Source organism: Stappia sp. (genome assembly GCF_048261845.1).
GTDB lineage: Bacteria > Pseudomonadota > Alphaproteobacteria > Rhizobiales > Stappiaceae > Stappia.
Genome location: NZ_JBLXFR010000075.1, coordinates 1 through 15245, shown reverse-complemented (window position 1 = coordinate 15245; position 15245 = coordinate 1). Strand labels below are relative to the sequence as shown.

The 15245-nt window shown below is 66.7% G+C and carries 16 protein-coding genes and 1 pseudogene; 8 read left to right on the top strand and 9 right to left on the bottom strand.

Annotated features, from left to right (window positions below; genetic code table 11):
- From ACN0T5_RS19355 to ACN0T5_RS19345, 3 genes and pseudogenes are all read left to right on the top strand, one after another.
- Positions 1 to 286: pseudogene (locus ACN0T5_RS19355) on the top strand (hypothetical protein); the annotation flags it as partial.
- The gene (devC, locus tag ACN0T5_RS19350; protein WP_417770255.1) at positions 283 to 1458 is read left to right on the top strand and encodes an ABC transporter permease DevC; all 1176 of its coding nucleotides are present in this window, start codon (positions 283 to 285) and stop codon (positions 1456 to 1458) included. The pseudogene ACN0T5_RS19355 and the gene devC, both read left to right, overlap by 4 nt.
- Positions 1459 to 1460: 2 nt before the next feature.
- Entirely contained in the window at positions 1461 to 2150 is a 690-nt protein-coding gene (locus ACN0T5_RS19345; protein ID WP_417770254.1) for an ATP-binding cassette domain-containing protein, read from the top strand.
- Positions 2151 to 2159: 9 nt separating this feature from the next.
- Here the strand turns inward: ACN0T5_RS19345 and ACN0T5_RS19340 are convergent, their stop codons facing one another.
- The 5 genes from ACN0T5_RS19340 to ACN0T5_RS19320 all read right to left on the bottom strand — a co-directional run bounded on the left by ACN0T5_RS19340 (position 2160) and on the right by ACN0T5_RS19320 (position 7312).
- A complete protein-coding gene (locus ACN0T5_RS19340; RefSeq protein ID WP_417770253.1) occupies positions 2160 to 2891 on the bottom strand; it encodes a peptidase in 732 nt (243 codons plus the stop codon).
- A 116-nt stretch (positions 2892 to 3007) separates the two neighbouring features.
- Complete coding sequence (locus tag ACN0T5_RS19335; RefSeq protein WP_417770252.1) at positions 3008 to 3826, bottom strand: transglutaminase family protein; 819 nt, start codon at positions 3824 to 3826, stop codon at positions 3008 to 3010.
- Positions 3827 to 3930: 104 nt separating this feature from the next.
- Positions 3931 to 4878, bottom strand: a complete 948-nt coding sequence (locus tag ACN0T5_RS19330; protein WP_417770251.1) for an alpha-E domain-containing protein — start codon at positions 4876 to 4878, stop codon at positions 3931 to 3933.
- Between the two features lie 6 nt (positions 4879 to 4884).
- Positions 4885 to 6306, bottom strand: a complete 1422-nt coding sequence (locus ACN0T5_RS19325; protein ID WP_417770250.1) for a circularly permuted type 2 ATP-grasp protein — start codon at positions 6304 to 6306, stop codon at positions 4885 to 4887.
- Positions 6307 to 6715: 409 nt separating this feature from the next.
- A complete protein-coding gene (locus ACN0T5_RS19320) occupies positions 6716 to 7312 on the bottom strand; it encodes a hypothetical protein (RefSeq protein ID WP_417770249.1) in 597 nt (198 codons plus the stop codon).
- An 83-nt stretch (positions 7313 to 7395) separates the two neighbouring features.
- Between ACN0T5_RS19320 and ACN0T5_RS19315 the strand changes: the two genes are divergently transcribed.
- Positions 7396 to 8154, top strand: a complete 759-nt coding sequence (locus tag ACN0T5_RS19315) for a helix-turn-helix transcriptional regulator (protein ID WP_417770248.1) — start codon at positions 7396 to 7398, stop codon at positions 8152 to 8154.
- On the opposite strand, the gene ACN0T5_RS19310 is transcribed toward ACN0T5_RS19315, so the two are convergent.
- The 3 genes from ACN0T5_RS19310 to ACN0T5_RS19300 all read right to left on the bottom strand — a co-directional run bounded on the left by ACN0T5_RS19310 (position 8109) and on the right by ACN0T5_RS19300 (position 10207).
- Entirely contained in the window at positions 8109 to 8477 is a 369-nt protein-coding gene (locus ACN0T5_RS19310) for a hypothetical protein (RefSeq protein WP_417770247.1), read from the bottom strand. The genes ACN0T5_RS19315 and ACN0T5_RS19310 overlap by 46 nt on opposite strands.
- A 117-nt stretch (positions 8478 to 8594) precedes the next feature.
- On the bottom strand, positions 8595 to 9422 hold the full coding sequence (locus tag ACN0T5_RS19305; protein WP_417770246.1) for an aldo/keto reductase: 828 nt from the start codon (positions 9420 to 9422) through the stop codon (positions 8595 to 8597).
- A 170-nt stretch (positions 9423 to 9592) separates the two neighbouring features.
- On the bottom strand, positions 9593 to 10207 hold the full coding sequence (locus tag ACN0T5_RS19300; protein ID WP_417770245.1) for an ATP-dependent Clp protease proteolytic subunit: 615 nt from the start codon (positions 10205 to 10207) through the stop codon (positions 9593 to 9595).
- Positions 10208 to 10508: 301 nt separating this feature from the next.
- Here ACN0T5_RS19300 and ACN0T5_RS19295 point away from each other — a divergent pair, with 301 nt between their 5' ends.
- Positions 10509 to 10973, top strand: coding sequence for an Lrp/AsnC family transcriptional regulator (locus tag ACN0T5_RS19295; protein ID WP_417770244.1), 465 nt, complete (start codon positions 10509 to 10511; stop codon positions 10971 to 10973).
- 31 nt (positions 10974 to 11004) lie between these two features.
- On the opposite strand, the gene ACN0T5_RS19290 is transcribed toward ACN0T5_RS19295, so the two are convergent.
- Positions 11005 to 11880: a MurR/RpiR family transcriptional regulator gene (locus tag ACN0T5_RS19290; RefSeq protein ID WP_417770243.1), complete on the bottom strand. Its 876-nt coding sequence runs from the start codon at positions 11878 to 11880 to the stop codon at positions 11005 to 11007.
- Positions 11881 to 12134: 254 nt separating this feature from the next.
- On the opposite strand from ACN0T5_RS19290, the gene ACN0T5_RS19285 reads away from it, so the two are divergent.
- The 3 genes from ACN0T5_RS19285 to ACN0T5_RS19275 all read left to right on the top strand — a co-directional run bounded on the left by ACN0T5_RS19285 (position 12135) and on the right by ACN0T5_RS19275 (position 15097).
- Entirely contained in the window at positions 12135 to 13085 is a 951-nt protein-coding gene (locus ACN0T5_RS19285) for a sugar ABC transporter substrate-binding protein (protein ID WP_417770242.1), read from the top strand.
- Positions 13086 to 13163: 78 nt separating this feature from the next.
- Positions 13164 to 14285: an ABC transporter permease gene (locus ACN0T5_RS19280; protein WP_417770241.1), complete on the top strand. Its 1122-nt coding sequence runs from the start codon at positions 13164 to 13166 to the stop codon at positions 14283 to 14285.
- 2 nt (positions 14286 to 14287) lie between these two features.
- A complete protein-coding gene (locus tag ACN0T5_RS19275) occupies positions 14288 to 15097 on the top strand; it encodes an ATP-binding cassette domain-containing protein (protein ID WP_417770240.1) in 810 nt (269 codons plus the stop codon).
- The last annotated feature ends 148 nt before the right edge of the window (positions 15098 to 15245 follow it).

The following is a 15245-nucleotide window of genomic DNA, read 5'->3' as shown; positions in this document are numbered from 1 at the left end:
TGAGATGACGGCGGAAGCCTTCCGGGGCACGATCCCGGGCAGGGTCGAGCGGATCGGCTGGGATGTCGGCCGGCAGACCGCGACCGGCGCGGACCCTGCCGCGCGCACCGATGCGCGCGTGGTGAAGGTCCGTGTGGCTATCGACCCGCAAGCCGTTTCCCGCGTGCGCCGGCTGACCAACCTGCAGGTCACCGCAAGGATCGTGACGGGGAACCGACCCGCCGGCGAAACGGGTCGCGAGCCGGATGACGCGGCGGACAAGAGGACGGGGAGCGGGACGCGATGACAGCGCTGCTGACCCGGCTGCTTGGCCGCTTGCCGATCGGCTGGCTGCAGCTCGTCCACAACAGGGGGCGGCTGGCGGCGGCGCTCTCGGGTGTCGCCTTCGCCAACGTTCTGATCTTCATGCAGCTCGGCTTTCTCGGGGCGCTGATCGAGAGCATCCGTCTGCCCTACACAATCCTCAACGCCGACATTCTGGTTTCGGCCTCGGATGCCAACACCCTGTTCGACGGTTCGCCCCTGCCGCGCAACCGGCTCTATCAGGCGCTCGCCGTCGACGGCGTCGCCTCGGCGACCAGTCTCTACTACGGCCGCATCGACTGGAAGCAGCCGGACGGCACCATCCGTACAATGGATGTCTTCGGCGTCGATCCGCAGGGCGGGGCCTTCGGCGAGCCGGCGCTGGCCAGGGCGAGCGCGGCCCTGATGCTGCCGGACGTGGCCTTGATCGACCGCAAGACCCGCAACGCGCCGCCGGGACTTTTCGACGACATCGAGGCGGGCAAGCCCTATCGTTTCGAGACGAAGGGACGCGAACTGACGGTCACCGGCACCTTCGCCATCGGCGGCGGGTTTTCCGCCGACGGCTATCTCGTCGTTTCCGACCAGACCTTCCTGCGCCTGTTTCCCGCGCGGCTTCCCGGCGCGCCGAATTTTGTGCTCGTGCGGCTTGCGCCGGGGGCCGGGCGGGAGGCCGTTATCGCGGACCTCAGGGCCAGCCTTCCCGCTTCCGACAGCGCGGTCTGGCCGATCGAGGAGGCGGCAGCCCGCGACCAACGCTTCCAGACGACGCAAAAGCCGGTCGGCGTCGTCTTCGGTTTCGGCGTCGTCATCGGCGTCCTGGTCGGCGTGATCATCGTCTACCAGGTGCTCTCCACCGACGTTGCCGACCACATCCGCGAATATGCGACCTTCAAGGCGATGGGCTATCCGCAGCGTTTCTTTCTCGGCATCGTCTTCGAGGAGGCGTTCATCCTGGCCCTGTTCGGTTTCGTGCCCGGTGTCCTGCTGGCGCTCGGCCTCTACGCGGCGGTTGCCGCCGGGACCGGCCTGCCGATCTTCATGCCGGCCGGACGACCGGTCTTCGTCTTCCTTGGAACGCTTGTGATGTGCGCGGTGTCCGGGGCCGTCGCCACGCGCCGCCTGGCACGCGCCAATCCGGCCGAGCTCTTTTGATCATGGACCAGGATCCCGATATCGCCATTCGCGTTGCCGGTCTGGGCCACTGGTTCGGCGAGGGCGAGGCGCGCAAGCAGGTGCTCTTCGACATCGATCTGGAAATCAGGCGCGGCGCGCTCGTCGTGCTGATGGGGGCGTCGGGATCGGGCAAGACCACCTTGCTGACGCTGATCGGTTGCCTGCGCCGGGTGGAGGCGGGTTCGATCAACCTGCTCGGGCACGAGCTCAATGGCGCGTCGGAGGCCGAACTCGTCCAGTGCCGGCGCGATCTCGGCTTCATCTTCCAGGCGCACAACCTGCATGAGAGCCTGACGGCGCTGCAGAACGTGCGCATGGGGCTGGACGTGCATGGCGCGCGGGTCGCGGGCGACTGGCGGGAGGCGGCGCGCCATGTGCTGGATCTCGTCGGCCTGTCGGAGAGGGTCGACTATCTGCCCGGCAACCTGTCGGGCGGGCAGAAGCAGCGTGTTGCCGTCGCCCGGGCGCTGGTCGGCAACCCGCCGGTGGTGCTTGCCGACGAGCCGACGGCGGCGCTCGACAAGGAGAGCGGATTTGCCGTCGTGGAGATGCTGCGCCAGCTCGGCCGCGAGCGCGGCACGACGACGCTGATGGTTACCCATGACAACCGCATCCTCGATCTTGCCGACCGCATCGTGCGGATGGAGGACGGCCGCATCGTCGAGGGATGAGGGAGGCTTTCAGATCTCGAAGTCGGGGATCTCGGCAACTGCGTCGCGCAGCTTTTCCGACCACATGCGCGACAGGTCCGCGAAATAGCGGTCGTCTTCGGAAATGCGTGTCTGCCGGTGCGCGGAGAAGCTGTCGGTGTTGTAGAGCAGCATGTCGATGGGCATGCCGACCGACAGGTTGGAACGCAGCGTCGAGTTGAACGACAGCAGCACCAGCTTCGCGGCCTGGCCAAGGCGCATGTCCGCCTGTGTCACCCGGTCGAGAATCGGCTTTCCGTATTTGTGCTCGCCGATCTGCAGGAACGGCGTGTCGGCCGAGGCCTCGATGAAATTGCCGGCCGAGTAGATCTGGAACAGGCGGGGTGCCTCCCCTTTGATCTGGCCTCCAAGCAGCATGGTGACGCTGAAGCTTTCGGAGTTGGCGGCAAGCGCGTCGCCGTCGATGGCGCGCACCTCGCGCACCGCGCTGCCGACGAGGCGGGCTGCCTGGAACATGGTGTCCACGCCGAACAGGGTCGGGCCGCCGGGCGCGTGGCTTGTCAGCCGTTCGGACAGCAGGCTGACCACCGACTGTGTCACGGCAAGATTGCCGGCGGACGCAAGGCAAAGGACACGGTCGCCAGGCTTTTCCCAGACATGCAGTTTCTTGAAGGTAGCAACGTTGTCGAGGCCGGCATTGGTGCGCGTGTCGGCGGCCATCACGAGGCCACGCTCAAGCTTCAGACCGACGCAATAGGTCATGAGAAGTCAGTCTCCAAACGGGGAGGGGGCAATTCTGCCCGACCCGTCCCCGACGCTTCGGGTCAGTGCCGAATCGATGTGATTTGACAGGTTCGGCTGCCCGCCGGCAACGCCAATCATTGCTGACTTTGCTGCGATTCCCGGAAAACCGCCACCTCGACATTCATGTTCTCACCGGACCCGCCTATGCGAATACCGCGTATCGGTGCCGCCGAACGTGAATCGAGGCCGGTGGTCAGCCGGATATAGCGGTCGGTGGGGCAGATCCCGTTGGACACGTCGAAGCCGACCCAGCCAAGCGTCGGCAGCAGGACCTCGGCCCATGCGTGATGGGCCTCCGAGTCCTGCGCGTCTTCCAGCAACATGTAGCCGGAGACATAGCGCGCCGGGAACCCCGCCGAACGGGCCGCCGCGATGAAGATGTGGGCATGGTCCTGGCACACGCCTTCCCCGGCATTCAGTGCGTCGATGGCGGGGGTGTGGACCTCGGTCACGCCGGTCCGGTAGGCGACCTTGTCACGGATCGCGTGCATCAGGTCGTGAAAGCCGGAAACGGCCTCGTCGTCGCTGCGCTCGGCCAGTGCGCCCAGTCGGCGGATCGCCGGATTGGCCTTCGTCAACGGCGTGAAACGCAGGAACACGACATCGGGAGGGCCGGGTGTCGCGCCGACGACGCCGGACCGGTCCTGGGTCTCCACCAGGCCTTCGACACTCACGGCCAGTTCGCTTGCCGGGTCGCGGTGACTGATCACATCGACCCTGTTGCCGAAGGCGTCGGTGTAGTGGGCCGAAGTCTCGTAGCCCGGCACGTCGATCCGCCAGGACAGGATTTTCTGCCCCGGGCTTGCCGGCGGCGTCAGGCGGAGCTGCTGAACCATATGCGCAAGCGGATGGTCGTAGCGGTATCGCGTGACATGCTTGACGTTCAGGCGCATTGCGCTTCGGTCTCCCTCGGTGTGTCCGTCCGGCTTTGCCGGCTGGTGCCCGGGTTCTTGCTGCTGTGTCCCGTGTTGGCGGGGCCTTGTCGCCCTAGGCGGGTTCAGGCGAAGTGGTAGTCGGCGGCGAGCTGCGCGCCAAACGCGTTGTTGCGGGCAATCATGTCGGACAGGAACTCATGCAGCCCGTTGACGAAGATCTGGTGCATGGTGCCGGCCTCGAGAAGCTCGTGCGTGCCACACGCCATGTCGTAGCTCATCGGCCTTTCGCCGTAGCGCTCTGTCAGTGCGCCAAGGCTTTCGGTGATCCAGTCGTAGCAATAGGCCAGCGAGCGCGGCATTTCCTTCCGCAGGATCAGGAACTCTGCGACGTTGAACGGGCGCACCTGCGCGTCCCTGTAGGCATGGCGATAGCTGCGATGCGCCGAGACGGATCGCAGGATCGTCGACCACTGGTAGCGGTCGAGATCGCCGCCCACCACTTCATTGTCGGGCAGCAGGATCCAGTATTTCACGTCGAGGATGCGGGCGGTGTTGTCGGCGCGCTCGATGAAGCAGCCGAATTGCGAGAAGTGGTAGCCCTCGTTGCGCATCAATGTGCCGAGCATGGCGCCGCGAAACAGCATCGAGCGCTGCTTGATCCATGAGAGGAAGCCCGGCAGCTTGTCGTCGGTCATGTGCTGCGGGCGCACCTCCATGAAATCGATATAGGTCGTGTTCAGGCTTTCCCACATCTCGCCGGTGATTGCGGTCCTGACCGAACGGGCATTGTTGCGCGCCGCCTCGATGCAGGAGCGCACCGAGGACGGATTGTCGGCGTCGAACAGCATGTGCGAGACGACGGCGCGTTTGGTCGGCTCGTCATGCTTGTCGAAGAAGGTGGCGTCGCAGCCGGCGCTGGTCAGGGTCGAGCGCCAGTCGTCGGCGGTATCCTGGCCAAGGCGCGGTGTCATGGCGATGCGATAGCCGACCTCCAGCAGGCGGGCCATGTTTTCTGCGCGCTCGTTGTAGCGCGAGGTCCAGAACAGGGAAGCGGCGGTACGGCCGAGCATGTCGTGTCAGTCCTCCAGAACCCAGGTGTCCTTGGTGCCGCCGCCCTGGCTGGAATTGACCACCAGGGAGCCTTTCTTCAGTGCCACGCGGGTCAGCCCGCCGGGCGTGATGCGCACCTTGTCGCCGACCAGCACATAGGGCCTGAGGTCGACATGGCGCGGGGCCAGTCCCGAGGCGACATGGGTGGGGCAGGCCGAGAGCGACAGGGTCGGCTGGGCGATATAATTGGCGGGGTTGGCCTTCAGGCGCTTGGCGAATTCGGCGATCTCGCGCTTGGAGGCGGTCGGGCCGATCAGCATGCCGTAACCGCCCGAGCCGTGCACTTCCTTGACCACCAGTTCCGGCAGCTTGTCGAGCACATAGGCAAGATCGTCGGCGCGCGAGCAGTTCCAGGTCGGCACGTTCTTCAGGATCGGCTTCTGGCCGGTGTAGAACTCGATGATGTCCGGAACATAGGCGTAGATCGCCTTGTCGTCGGCGATGCCCGTGCCCGGCGCGTTGCAGATCGTCACGTTGCCGGCCCGGTAGGCGTCGAACAGGCCCGGCACGCCGAGCATGCTGTCGGGGCGGAAGGTGAGGGGATCGAGGAAGGCGTCGTCGATGCGCCGGTAGATCACATGCACCTGCTGCGGCGAGCGGGTGGTGCGCATCCACACCTTGCCGTCCTCGACATAAAGGTCCCGCGCCTCGCACAGTTCGACGCCCATGCTGTCGGCGAGGAACGCGTGCTCGAAATAGGCGGAGTTGAAGATGCCGGGCGTCAGCACGCAGATCGTCGGGTCGCCGTCGCAGTTGTTCGGGGCGACGCTCTCCAGCGTTTCGTAAAGCAGGTCGGGGTACTGGTCGATCGGCGCCACCCGGTTCTGCTGGAACAGCTCGGGGAACATCCGCATCATCGTTTCCCGGTTCTCCAGCATGTAGGACACGCCGGACGGGGTGCGGGTGTTGTCCTCCAGTACGTAGAAGTCGTCCTCGCCGACCCGAACCAGGTCGGTGCCTATAATATGGGCATAGACCCGGCGCGCCGGAGCGAAGCCGATCATCTCGGGGAGGAAGGCCTCGTTCTGGACGATCAGTTCGGCGGGGATGCGGCCGGCGCGGATGATCTCCTGACGGTGGTAGATGTCATGCAGGAAGGCGTTGAGGGCGCGCACACGCTGGTCGATGCCGGCGGAGAGGAGGCGCCATTCGGCGGCCGATATCACCCGCGGGACGATGTCGAAGGGGATCAGCCGTTCGGTCGCCGCCGACGTGCCGTAGACGGCGAAGGTGATGCCCAGCCTGCGGAAGATCGTCTCCGCCTCGCGGGACTTCTTGCGCATCTCGGCGGGCGACATGCTGCCGAACCACTCGGCAAGGCGCCGGTAGGGCGTGCGCGGTTTGCCCTCGGCGGTCAGCATCTCGTTGAAAAACCCGTTCTCCCCCATGCTGCCTCGATCCCCTCGTTGCTCTTGTTGTCTTCCGCCGCTTTTCAAGCCGCTGAAACCGGTTCCGCAAGGTTGCACGCCTGCCGGAGCGGTTGAGCCGGACCGGTGACGCGGTTGTCACCATGCCGTTCGTCTGCATGGGTCATGTTTGCAAGTGCCGGTCTCTCCTTCCAAGTCCGAAATTGCGCCAGTGCCTGTCCAGGTTTTCACCTTGCGCGGGGCATCAACAACCTGATCTTTCAAATCCGAGCTTAACGGGTTGGCGGTCCGCGTCAAATGTGGCGAACTACGAAGGTGCCGGATCGTTGGAGGCGACTGCCCGGGGGCGGCTTGCGCGGAGCGAAAGAGGGCGGCTTCGCGGCGGAAGCCGTCCCCTGGTTCGAGATCGTGGCCGCGCGGCAGGGTTGTCCTAGAGCACGTCGCCGAACTCCACGGCAGCCGGCTCGATCAGGGCGAGAAAGGCAGCGCAGTCGGGATTGCCCTGCCAGCTGTTGCAGATCCGGATGGCGCTGTCCCGGCTGTTGGCGAAGGCGAGGTCGAGGAAGCTGCCGTCCTGGAGCCTGACGAGACGCTGGCCGTACCAGCCCTGCTGTCGGGAAAGGTGTTGCGCGACCATGCGCTCATGCGCCTTGCGCATCTCCTCTTCGCCCACTCCGGGTTTGAGACGGAAACGGCCGATTTCCAGACCCTCGCCCTCGGCCATGGAGACCGGAGGCCGGGTTTCAGCGATGAAATGCGCCATGCTGACGAGTTGGCTGATGCTGTCCCGAAACGCGGCGAAATCCGGAGACTCTCCGACAATGGCCGCCGCGTTGCGGGCGTCCTCGAGACTTGCCCAGGTGACGATGTCGACGCGCTCCGTTCTGTCCTGCGCTCCGCTGAGCGGCACCCAGCCGGCAAATCCGGCAAGGTTCCTGGCGCGATCGCGGGCGGCGCGCCGCTGGACGTCCGCTGTTTCGGGGTTGGAGACGCGATAGGTGACGACTTCCATGCATGATCCGTTCATGAGTTTCTCCTTGGTTGCAGGAGCCGCCATCTAAAGCGCCCATGCTGACACCTCCTGTCAGGGGTGTGGTCTAGGGTCACGTCATGAAGGTCTTCCGGCTTTTTGCACTTCTCGACCACCTGCGCAGCGCCGCCTCGCCGGTTTCCGCCGAGGCGCTGGCGCGCGCGCTCGACGTCTCGCCCCGCACGATCTACCGCGACATGGCAACGCTGCAGGCGATGGGTGCGCCGGTGCGCGGCGAGGCCGGGCTCGGCTATCAGCTTGAACGGGGGTACTTCCTGCCGCCGCTGCGGTTCGATGCGGATGAACTGGAGGCCGTCATGCTCGGCCTGCGTCTGGTCAGGGCGCGCGGTGACGGCGTCTTGCGGGCGGCTGCCGAACGGGCGTCGGGCAAGATCGGGGCAACGGCCGCCGGCGATGCCGGCAACCTGTTCCAGCACCTGCCGCTGCGTGCGGTCTCACGGCGCAAGGAGGGGGAGGAGATCGCCAACAGGTGGCTGCCGCTGCTGCGCGCGGCCATCCGGGAGCGGCGTCTTGTCGGTCTCGACTATGTGGATCTGGAGGGGCGGGGCAGCGCCCGCCAGGTTCGACCGCTCGGCCTGACGCTGTTCGACGAGGTCTGGCTGCTCACCGCCTGGTGCGAGAACCGGGCCGGGTTTCGCAATTTCCGTCTCGACCGCATCGCGGACGCGGCGGTGACCGGCGCGCGCTTTCGCCATGAAAGCGGCCGGCGGTTCCAGGACTATCTGGCGAGCCTGCGGGAGCCGGTCCCGGTCGGGGCCGGCGTTTCCGGCGATCAGTCGCGACTGAAGGGGCTGAACAGCGGCGTCTCGCAGATATAGCCGACAAGGCAGCGCGGAGCGTCGCGCGTCTGCTGCACTGCCGGGCGCACCACCTCCCAGTGATCGCAGAACTGCGGACCGGCGACGAAGCGCTGATAGGTGTGGCGACCGGTGGTCATCACCACGGCGCCGTGCCGCGCCACCAGCGACTGCGCCTGGGCGCAGCTCATGCGGCGCAGGTCCGGGCGCTGGGCCTCTGCCTGTCGCGGCAGGCTTGCGGTGAGGGCAAGGCCGGCCAGTGCGACGGCGATCAGCCGGATGCCTGCGCGACGTCGTCCGGGGCTGTCATTGTGGTCACGCTTGCGCATCGTCCTGGCCTGCATGATCGGATCTCCTTGGCTGTCGTCCTGCCGCGTCCCGCGCCGCAGGACGCAAAGTCTGCCGCGCCTTCGCGGCAAGGTGATGGCGGCGGAAGACGGCCGCCGCCTTCTTGAAGCAGATCAGTCCCGGTCCCAGTCGGGGGCGAAGTCCGGGTTGATGCCGCGGCCGTCCGGTCGGGCAAGGCCGCCGATCTTCGCCATTTCGTCGTCGGTCAGCTCGAAATCGAAGATCGAGGCATTCTCGGCGAGCCGGCCCGGGTTGGCGGTCTTGGGGATCGCGGCGACATTGTCCTGCTGCACCAGCCAGCGCAGGGCGACCTGCACTTCGCTCTTGCCGTGGCGCTTGCCGATGTCGCGCAGGAGCTGGGGTTCGGTGACGCGCCCCTTGGCCATCGGCGAATAGGCGGTGAGCGCCATGCCGGCGTCCTCGAGCGCCGCGCGAACGGTCTTCTGCGACAGGAACGGGTGATACTCGACCTGGTTCACGGCGAGGCGCCCGCCGGCAAGGTCCTGTGCCTCGCGCACCATGGAGGCGGTGAAGTTGGAGACGCCGATCGCCCGGGTCCAGCCGCGCTCGCGCAGTTCCACAAGGGCTTCGATCTGTTCCTTCAGCGGCACGCGCGGGTTGGGCCAGTGGATCAGGAAGAGGTCGACATGGTCCAGCCCGAGCCGGTCGAGGCTGTGCTCGCAGGACTTCAGCATCCTGTCCGGATCGAGGCTGTCGTGCCAGACCTTGGTGGTCAGGAAATAGCTGTCGCGCGACTGGCCGGCGGCACGCAGGCCGGCGCCGACATCCTTCTCGTTGGCATACATGGCGGCGGTGTCGACATGGCTCCAGCCGCTTTCAAGGGCGGCCCGCACCACGTCGCGGCAGATTTCGCCGGACAGCGGCCAGGTGCCAAGTCCGAGGGCAGGCATCTCGATGCCGCCGACGATCAGGTGTTTCATGGGGGAGGTCCTTCCCTTGAGATTGATGGCGGGCGCGATGACGCAGCGTAAAGAAAAGGCCCGGCCGGCGCCTGCGCCCGCCTTGAAGGGGGAGCGGGCACCGACCGGGCCATCGCCAGCGTGCTGTTGGCCCGCGGTCCGCCTCACATGGCGGGCGGGCCGGCAGGGGTTCAGTCGAGATCGGCGACCGTCGTCGCGATCTTCCCGACCAGGCCGTACTCGATCGCCTCGTCCGGGCCCATCCAGTAGTCGCGGTCGGTATCCTTCTCGATCCGCTCCATCGGCTGGCCCGTGGCGGCGGCGAAGAGATTGTTGAGGCGGTCGCGCATCTTCAGGATCTCGCGTGCCTGGATCTCGATGTCGCTGGCCTGGCCGCCGGCACCGCCGGACGGTTGATGCAGCAGGAAGCGGGTGTTCGGGGTGCAGTAACGGCGCTCCCTGGGCACCGAGATGTAGATCAGGGCACCGGCGCTCGCCACCCAGCCCATGCCGAGAATGCGGACTTCCGGGGCGATGAACTTGATCGTGTCGTGGATCATGTCGCCGGATTCGACGTGGCCGCCGGGAGAGGAGACGATCACGGTGATCGGGTCGTGCGAGACCTGCGCCATGGCCATCAGCCGGGCGCTGACGTCGCGGGCAAGCTCCTGGGTGATCGGCCCGGTGATCAACACCGTGCGCGCGTCGAACAGATGCTTGTCGACCTGGATGGACGGCGGCGTCTTGGTCTTGTCGTCGTCCTCGTCGTCGAGGCGGCTCGGCACATCGGTCGTCTTGTTTGTCATGTGCAAGATCTGCTCCTTGTGAAGACGGAATCGGCCGCGTGCGGCCCTGTCTCGAACCCCATACTTAGGCGATGCGCGCCCGCGCGGCAAAGGGGTTCTCGCAAGAAGGTTGCCGGACGGAGGCAGGGCGGGTGCCCGGGCTGTGGACGCCGGGGACAGACGCCGCGCGATACTGCGATGTTTCCCGCTCTCGCGCATCCGGCAATGTGTCGCTATAACCGGCAGATCGACGGACCGGACGCCGTTTCCGACACGATTATGAGTCCACGTCCCAGGGCCCTGCCCCAACAAACGGATGGCCATGACCACGCCCCGCGATGCGCTCGACCGCAAGCTGATCGCACTCCTGCAGATGAACGCCCGCATGCCGACCTCGGATCTTGCCCGGCGTCTGGGCGTGGCGCGCTCCACCGTGCATGAGCGCATTGCCAGGCTTGAGCGTTCGGGCGCGATCGCCGGCTACACCGCCGTGCTGGCGCGGCCGGCCACGGGCAGCGTGGTGCGCGCGCTGGTCATGCTGGCGGTGGAGCAGCAGCAGGTGCGCGAGACGCTGAAGCGGCTTGCGACCTTTCCCGAGATACGCACCTGCCTGACGATTGCCGGCGAGTTCGACATTTTCCTCGTTGTCGAGGCGCCGCAACTCGAGGACCTCGACGAGGCGCTTGACGAGATCGCCGTCGTGCCGGGCGTGCGCCGCTCGCAGTCCTCCATCGTGCTTGCCTCGAAGTTCGACCGCAGCCCGGCCAGCATGCCACCGCCGGGCTGAAGCCTGCCGGGGACGGGTCCCCGCCTTTTCCTCAACCGGCCGTGTCGCCGGCGTCCTTGCGGCGGATCTCGGCCGCCGCGACACACAGCGCCATGGCAAGGCAGAGCGTGCCGGAGAGCGAGCGGAAGGCGCCGAGATCGGCTTCCGCGACCTCGATCACCGTGCGCGCCGGCTGGATCAGCGGCGAGAACGGCGAATCCGTCACCGCCAGGACCGGAACGCCGCGTTCCGCCGCCGCGTTGGCGACTTCGACGGTCAGGGCGGTGTAGGGCGTGAAGCTGATCGCAACGACGAGATCGTCCGGGGTGGCGGCGAGCGCCTGCTCGGGGCCGAGCGAGGCGAGATTGTCGACCAGCACAGCCGCCATGCCGAGCTTCGACAGCGCATAGGCCATGTAGGCGCTGACCGGGAAGGCCCGCCGCTGGCCGATCAGGTAGATCACCCGGGCACGGGCCAGGGCGCGCGCGGCCTCGTCCATGGTGGCGGGGGAGAGCGTGTTGCGCAGCCGCAGCAGCGAGGCGACGGCCGTGTCGACGAAATCGCCGAACAGGGCATGGGCGCCTTGCGTCTCGCCGGCACGGCGGCGCAGCACCTCCAGCCGTTCGTCATAGTCGGGCCAGCGCTCGCGCAGCCGCGCCCGGAACACGTCCTGAAGCTCCGAGAACCCCTGGTAGCCGAGCGACTGGGCAAAGCGCACCAGCGTCGAGGGCTGTACGCCGGCCTGCTCGGCGATGACGGCGACCGTGCCGAAGGTGACATCGTCCGGCCGGGCGACGGCGAAGGCCGCCACCTGCGCCAGCCGTTTCGGCATGGCGGGCTTGCGCTCGATCAGCAGCGCCCGCAGCGCGTCATAGTCGCGCGGTGCCGCCGGGACATCGTCCTGTTCCTTGTCGTTGCCGACGCTCACCGTTCCGTCCCCCTTTTGCCTTCCGCTGCGTCCTGCGTGCGCCGAGGCGCGCCGAGGGCCGATTTCAGCTTGACACCCCGAAAGCAAAAATGGAATAAAAATTCCATATGATGTTTTTTGGAATGCATCATTCTGAAATTTCCGGATGCCGTGCGGGAGGAGCCGGCGTCCGGAAACCGGCGGCGGGGCGTGCTCGGGGCCGCAACACAATCATTGAACGGAGCCCCGTAAGGGGGACGATGGGAGGAAAGCACATGAAACGGTTCGTCACTCGCTTGCTCACGGCCGCGGCCGTTGTCGGATTTGCCGCCACTGCCGGCACCGCGCCGGCAATTGCAGAAGATATCAATATTATCGTGGTTAGCCATGGCCAGGCTTCCGATCCGTTCTGGTCGGTGGTCAAGAACGGCGTCGCCAAGGCCGGCGAGGACATGGGCGTCGCGGTCGACTACCGCGCGCCGGAAACCTTCGACATGGTGGCGATGTCGCAGCTGATCGATGCCGCGGTCAACCAGGAGCCGCACGGGCTGATCGTCTCGATCCCGGATGCGGATGCGCTGGGCGATTCGATCCGCAAGGCGGTGGCCGCCGGCATCCCGGTGATCTCGATGAATTCGGGTTCCGACGTTTCCGCCTCGCTGGGCGCGGCGCTTCATGTCGGCCAGGAAGAGTATGACGCCGGCAAGAAGGCGGGCGCGGCGCTCGCCGAAATGGGCGGCAAGAAGGGGCTCTGCGTCAATCACGAGGTCGGCAACGTGTCGCTCGACCAGCGCTGCCAGGGCTTTTCCGACGGCTTCGGCGGTTCGGTGACCGTCCTGCCGACGACCAACGACCCGGCCGAGATTCTCGCCAAGGTCAAGGCGGCGCTCGCCTCCGACGGGGATATCGACACGGTGATGGCGCTCGGCGCCTCGCTTGCCGGCGAGCCGTCCCTGCAGGCGGTCAAGGACAGCGGCATGCTCTCGCAGGTGAAGGTCGCGACCTTCGACCTTTCGGCCAATTTCCTGCAGGCCGTGGCCGATGGCGAGGCCGCCTTCGGCATCGACCAGCAGCAATACCTGCAGGGCTACCTGCCGGTCGTGTTCCTGGCCAATCATGCCCGCTACGGCCTGATGCCGGGCGGCAACGTGCCGTCTGGTCCGAACCTGATCACCCAGGAAAAGGCGGCGCAGGTGGTCGAGCTGTCCGCACAGGGCATCCGCTAGTCACCGAGGCCCGGCGGGGAGGGGAGATCCCTTCCCGCCGCCCGCTTCGTGCCGGAAAAACCGAACAGGTCATACCCGATGAGCGATGAACAGGCGGTCGTCTCTTCGCCCCAGGCGGCGGATGAGCGGCTGAGACGGACAACCGTGATGACGAAACTCCTGCGCCGGCCCGAGCTCGGCGCGCTCGCCGGCCTCGTGCTGGTGACGGGCTTCTTCATGCTGGTCGCCAATCCGGCGATGTTCTCGCTGGCCGGAGTGATGAACTTCATGGCGCCTGCCGCCCAGCTCGGCATCCTCGCCATCGGGGCGGCGCTGTTGATGGTTGGCGGCGAGTTCGACCTTTCGGTCGGCTCCATGGTGGCTTTCGCCGGGCTTGCCTTCGGCGTGGTGCTGGTCACCTGGGAGATGCCGCTCGTCGTGGCCATTGTCGCGACGCTCGCCTTTGCCGGCGGCATCGGCGCGCTCAACGGGCAGATCGTGCTGCGCACGGGGCTTCCCTCCTTCATCGTGACGCTTGCCTTCCTGTTCATCCTGCGCGGGTTGACGCTGGTCGGCCTGAAATGGGCGACCGGCGGGGCGACGCAGCTGCGCGGCGTCAAGGAAGCCGCCGATGACAGTCCGGTGCTGGAATTCTTCTCGGGCGAGGCGTTCGAGGGACTGTTCGCCTGGCTTGCCGCCAACGGCCATATCGACACGTTCCGCAACGGACTGCCCAAGGTCACCGGGGTCCCGGTGGAGATCCTGTGGTTCGCGGCGCTTGCGCTGGTTGCCACCTGGATCCTGCTGCGCACCAAGTTCGGCAACTGGATCTTCGCCGCCGGGGGCGATGCGAATGCCGCGCGCAATTCCGGCGTGCCGGTCACGCGGGTGAAGACGATCCTGTTCATGGCGACCGCCATGTGCGCCGCGCTGGTCGCCATCCTCACCGTCCTCGACGCCGGTTCGACCGATGCGCGGCGCGGTTTCCAGAAGGAGTTCGAGGCGATCATCGCGGCTGTCATCGGCGGCTGCCTGCTGACCGGCGGCTACGGTTCGGCGATCGGCGCCTTCTTCGGCGCGATCATCTTCGGCATGGTGCTGATCGGCCTCACCTATACCGGCATCGACCAGGACTGGTACCTGGTCTTCCTCGGCGGGATGCTGCTGATCGCGGTGCTGTTCAACAACTTCATCCGCAAACGCGCGACAGGGGAGCGCTGATCATGGGCAGCATCTCATCCGCGATCGCTTCCGCCGTGCCGCCCCTCATCGAGGTGCGTGACCTCGTCAAGCATTTCGGCTCCGTCATCGCGCTGGGCGGTGTCTCGATGAAGGTCCATGCCGGCGAGGTGCTCTGCCTGCTCGGCGACAACGGCGCCGGCAAGTCGACACTGATCAAGACGCTGTCGGGCGTGCACCGGCCGACCTCGGGCGATTTCGAGGTGGAGGGCCGGCCGGTCTCCTTCTCCAGCCCGCGCGATGCGCTCGATGCGGGCATCGCCACGGTCTACCAGGACCTTGCGATGATCCCGCTGATGTCGATCACCCGCAATTTCTTCATGGGGCGCGAGCCGCTGAAGGGGGTGGGGCCGTTCAAGTACATGGACATGGCCCATGCCGACGCCGTGACGCGCGAGGAGATGCATCGCATCGGCATCGACGTGCGCGATCCGCAACAGGCGGTCGGCACCCTGTCGGGCGGTGAGCGGCAATGCGTCGCCATCGCGCGCGCCGTCTATTTCGGGGCCAAGGTGCTGATCCTCGACGAGCCGACCTCGGCGCTCGGCGTCGCCCAGACCTCGATGGTGCTGAAATACATCAACCAGGTGCGGGCGAAGGGCCTCGGGGTGATCTTCATCACCCACAATGTCCGCCACGCCTATGCGGTCGGCGACCGTTTCACCGTGCTCAACCGGGGCAAGACGCTCGGCACCCACGGCAAGAGCGGGATCACCATCGACGAGTTGCAGAACCTGATGGCCGGCGGCAAGGAGTTGCAGGACCTGGGTGCGGAGCTCGGCGGCACGGTCTGAGGGCAGTCCAACCGGGCAGGCGCGGCGGGCCCCCTCCCACATCACGGGTTCCGCCAGACCGCGAAACTCGGCCGCGGGCTTGTCCGCGGCCGCTTTTTGTCGCGTTCCCCGGCGTTCCCGGCCGGGGGGCCGCGACGGTCTCCCGCTA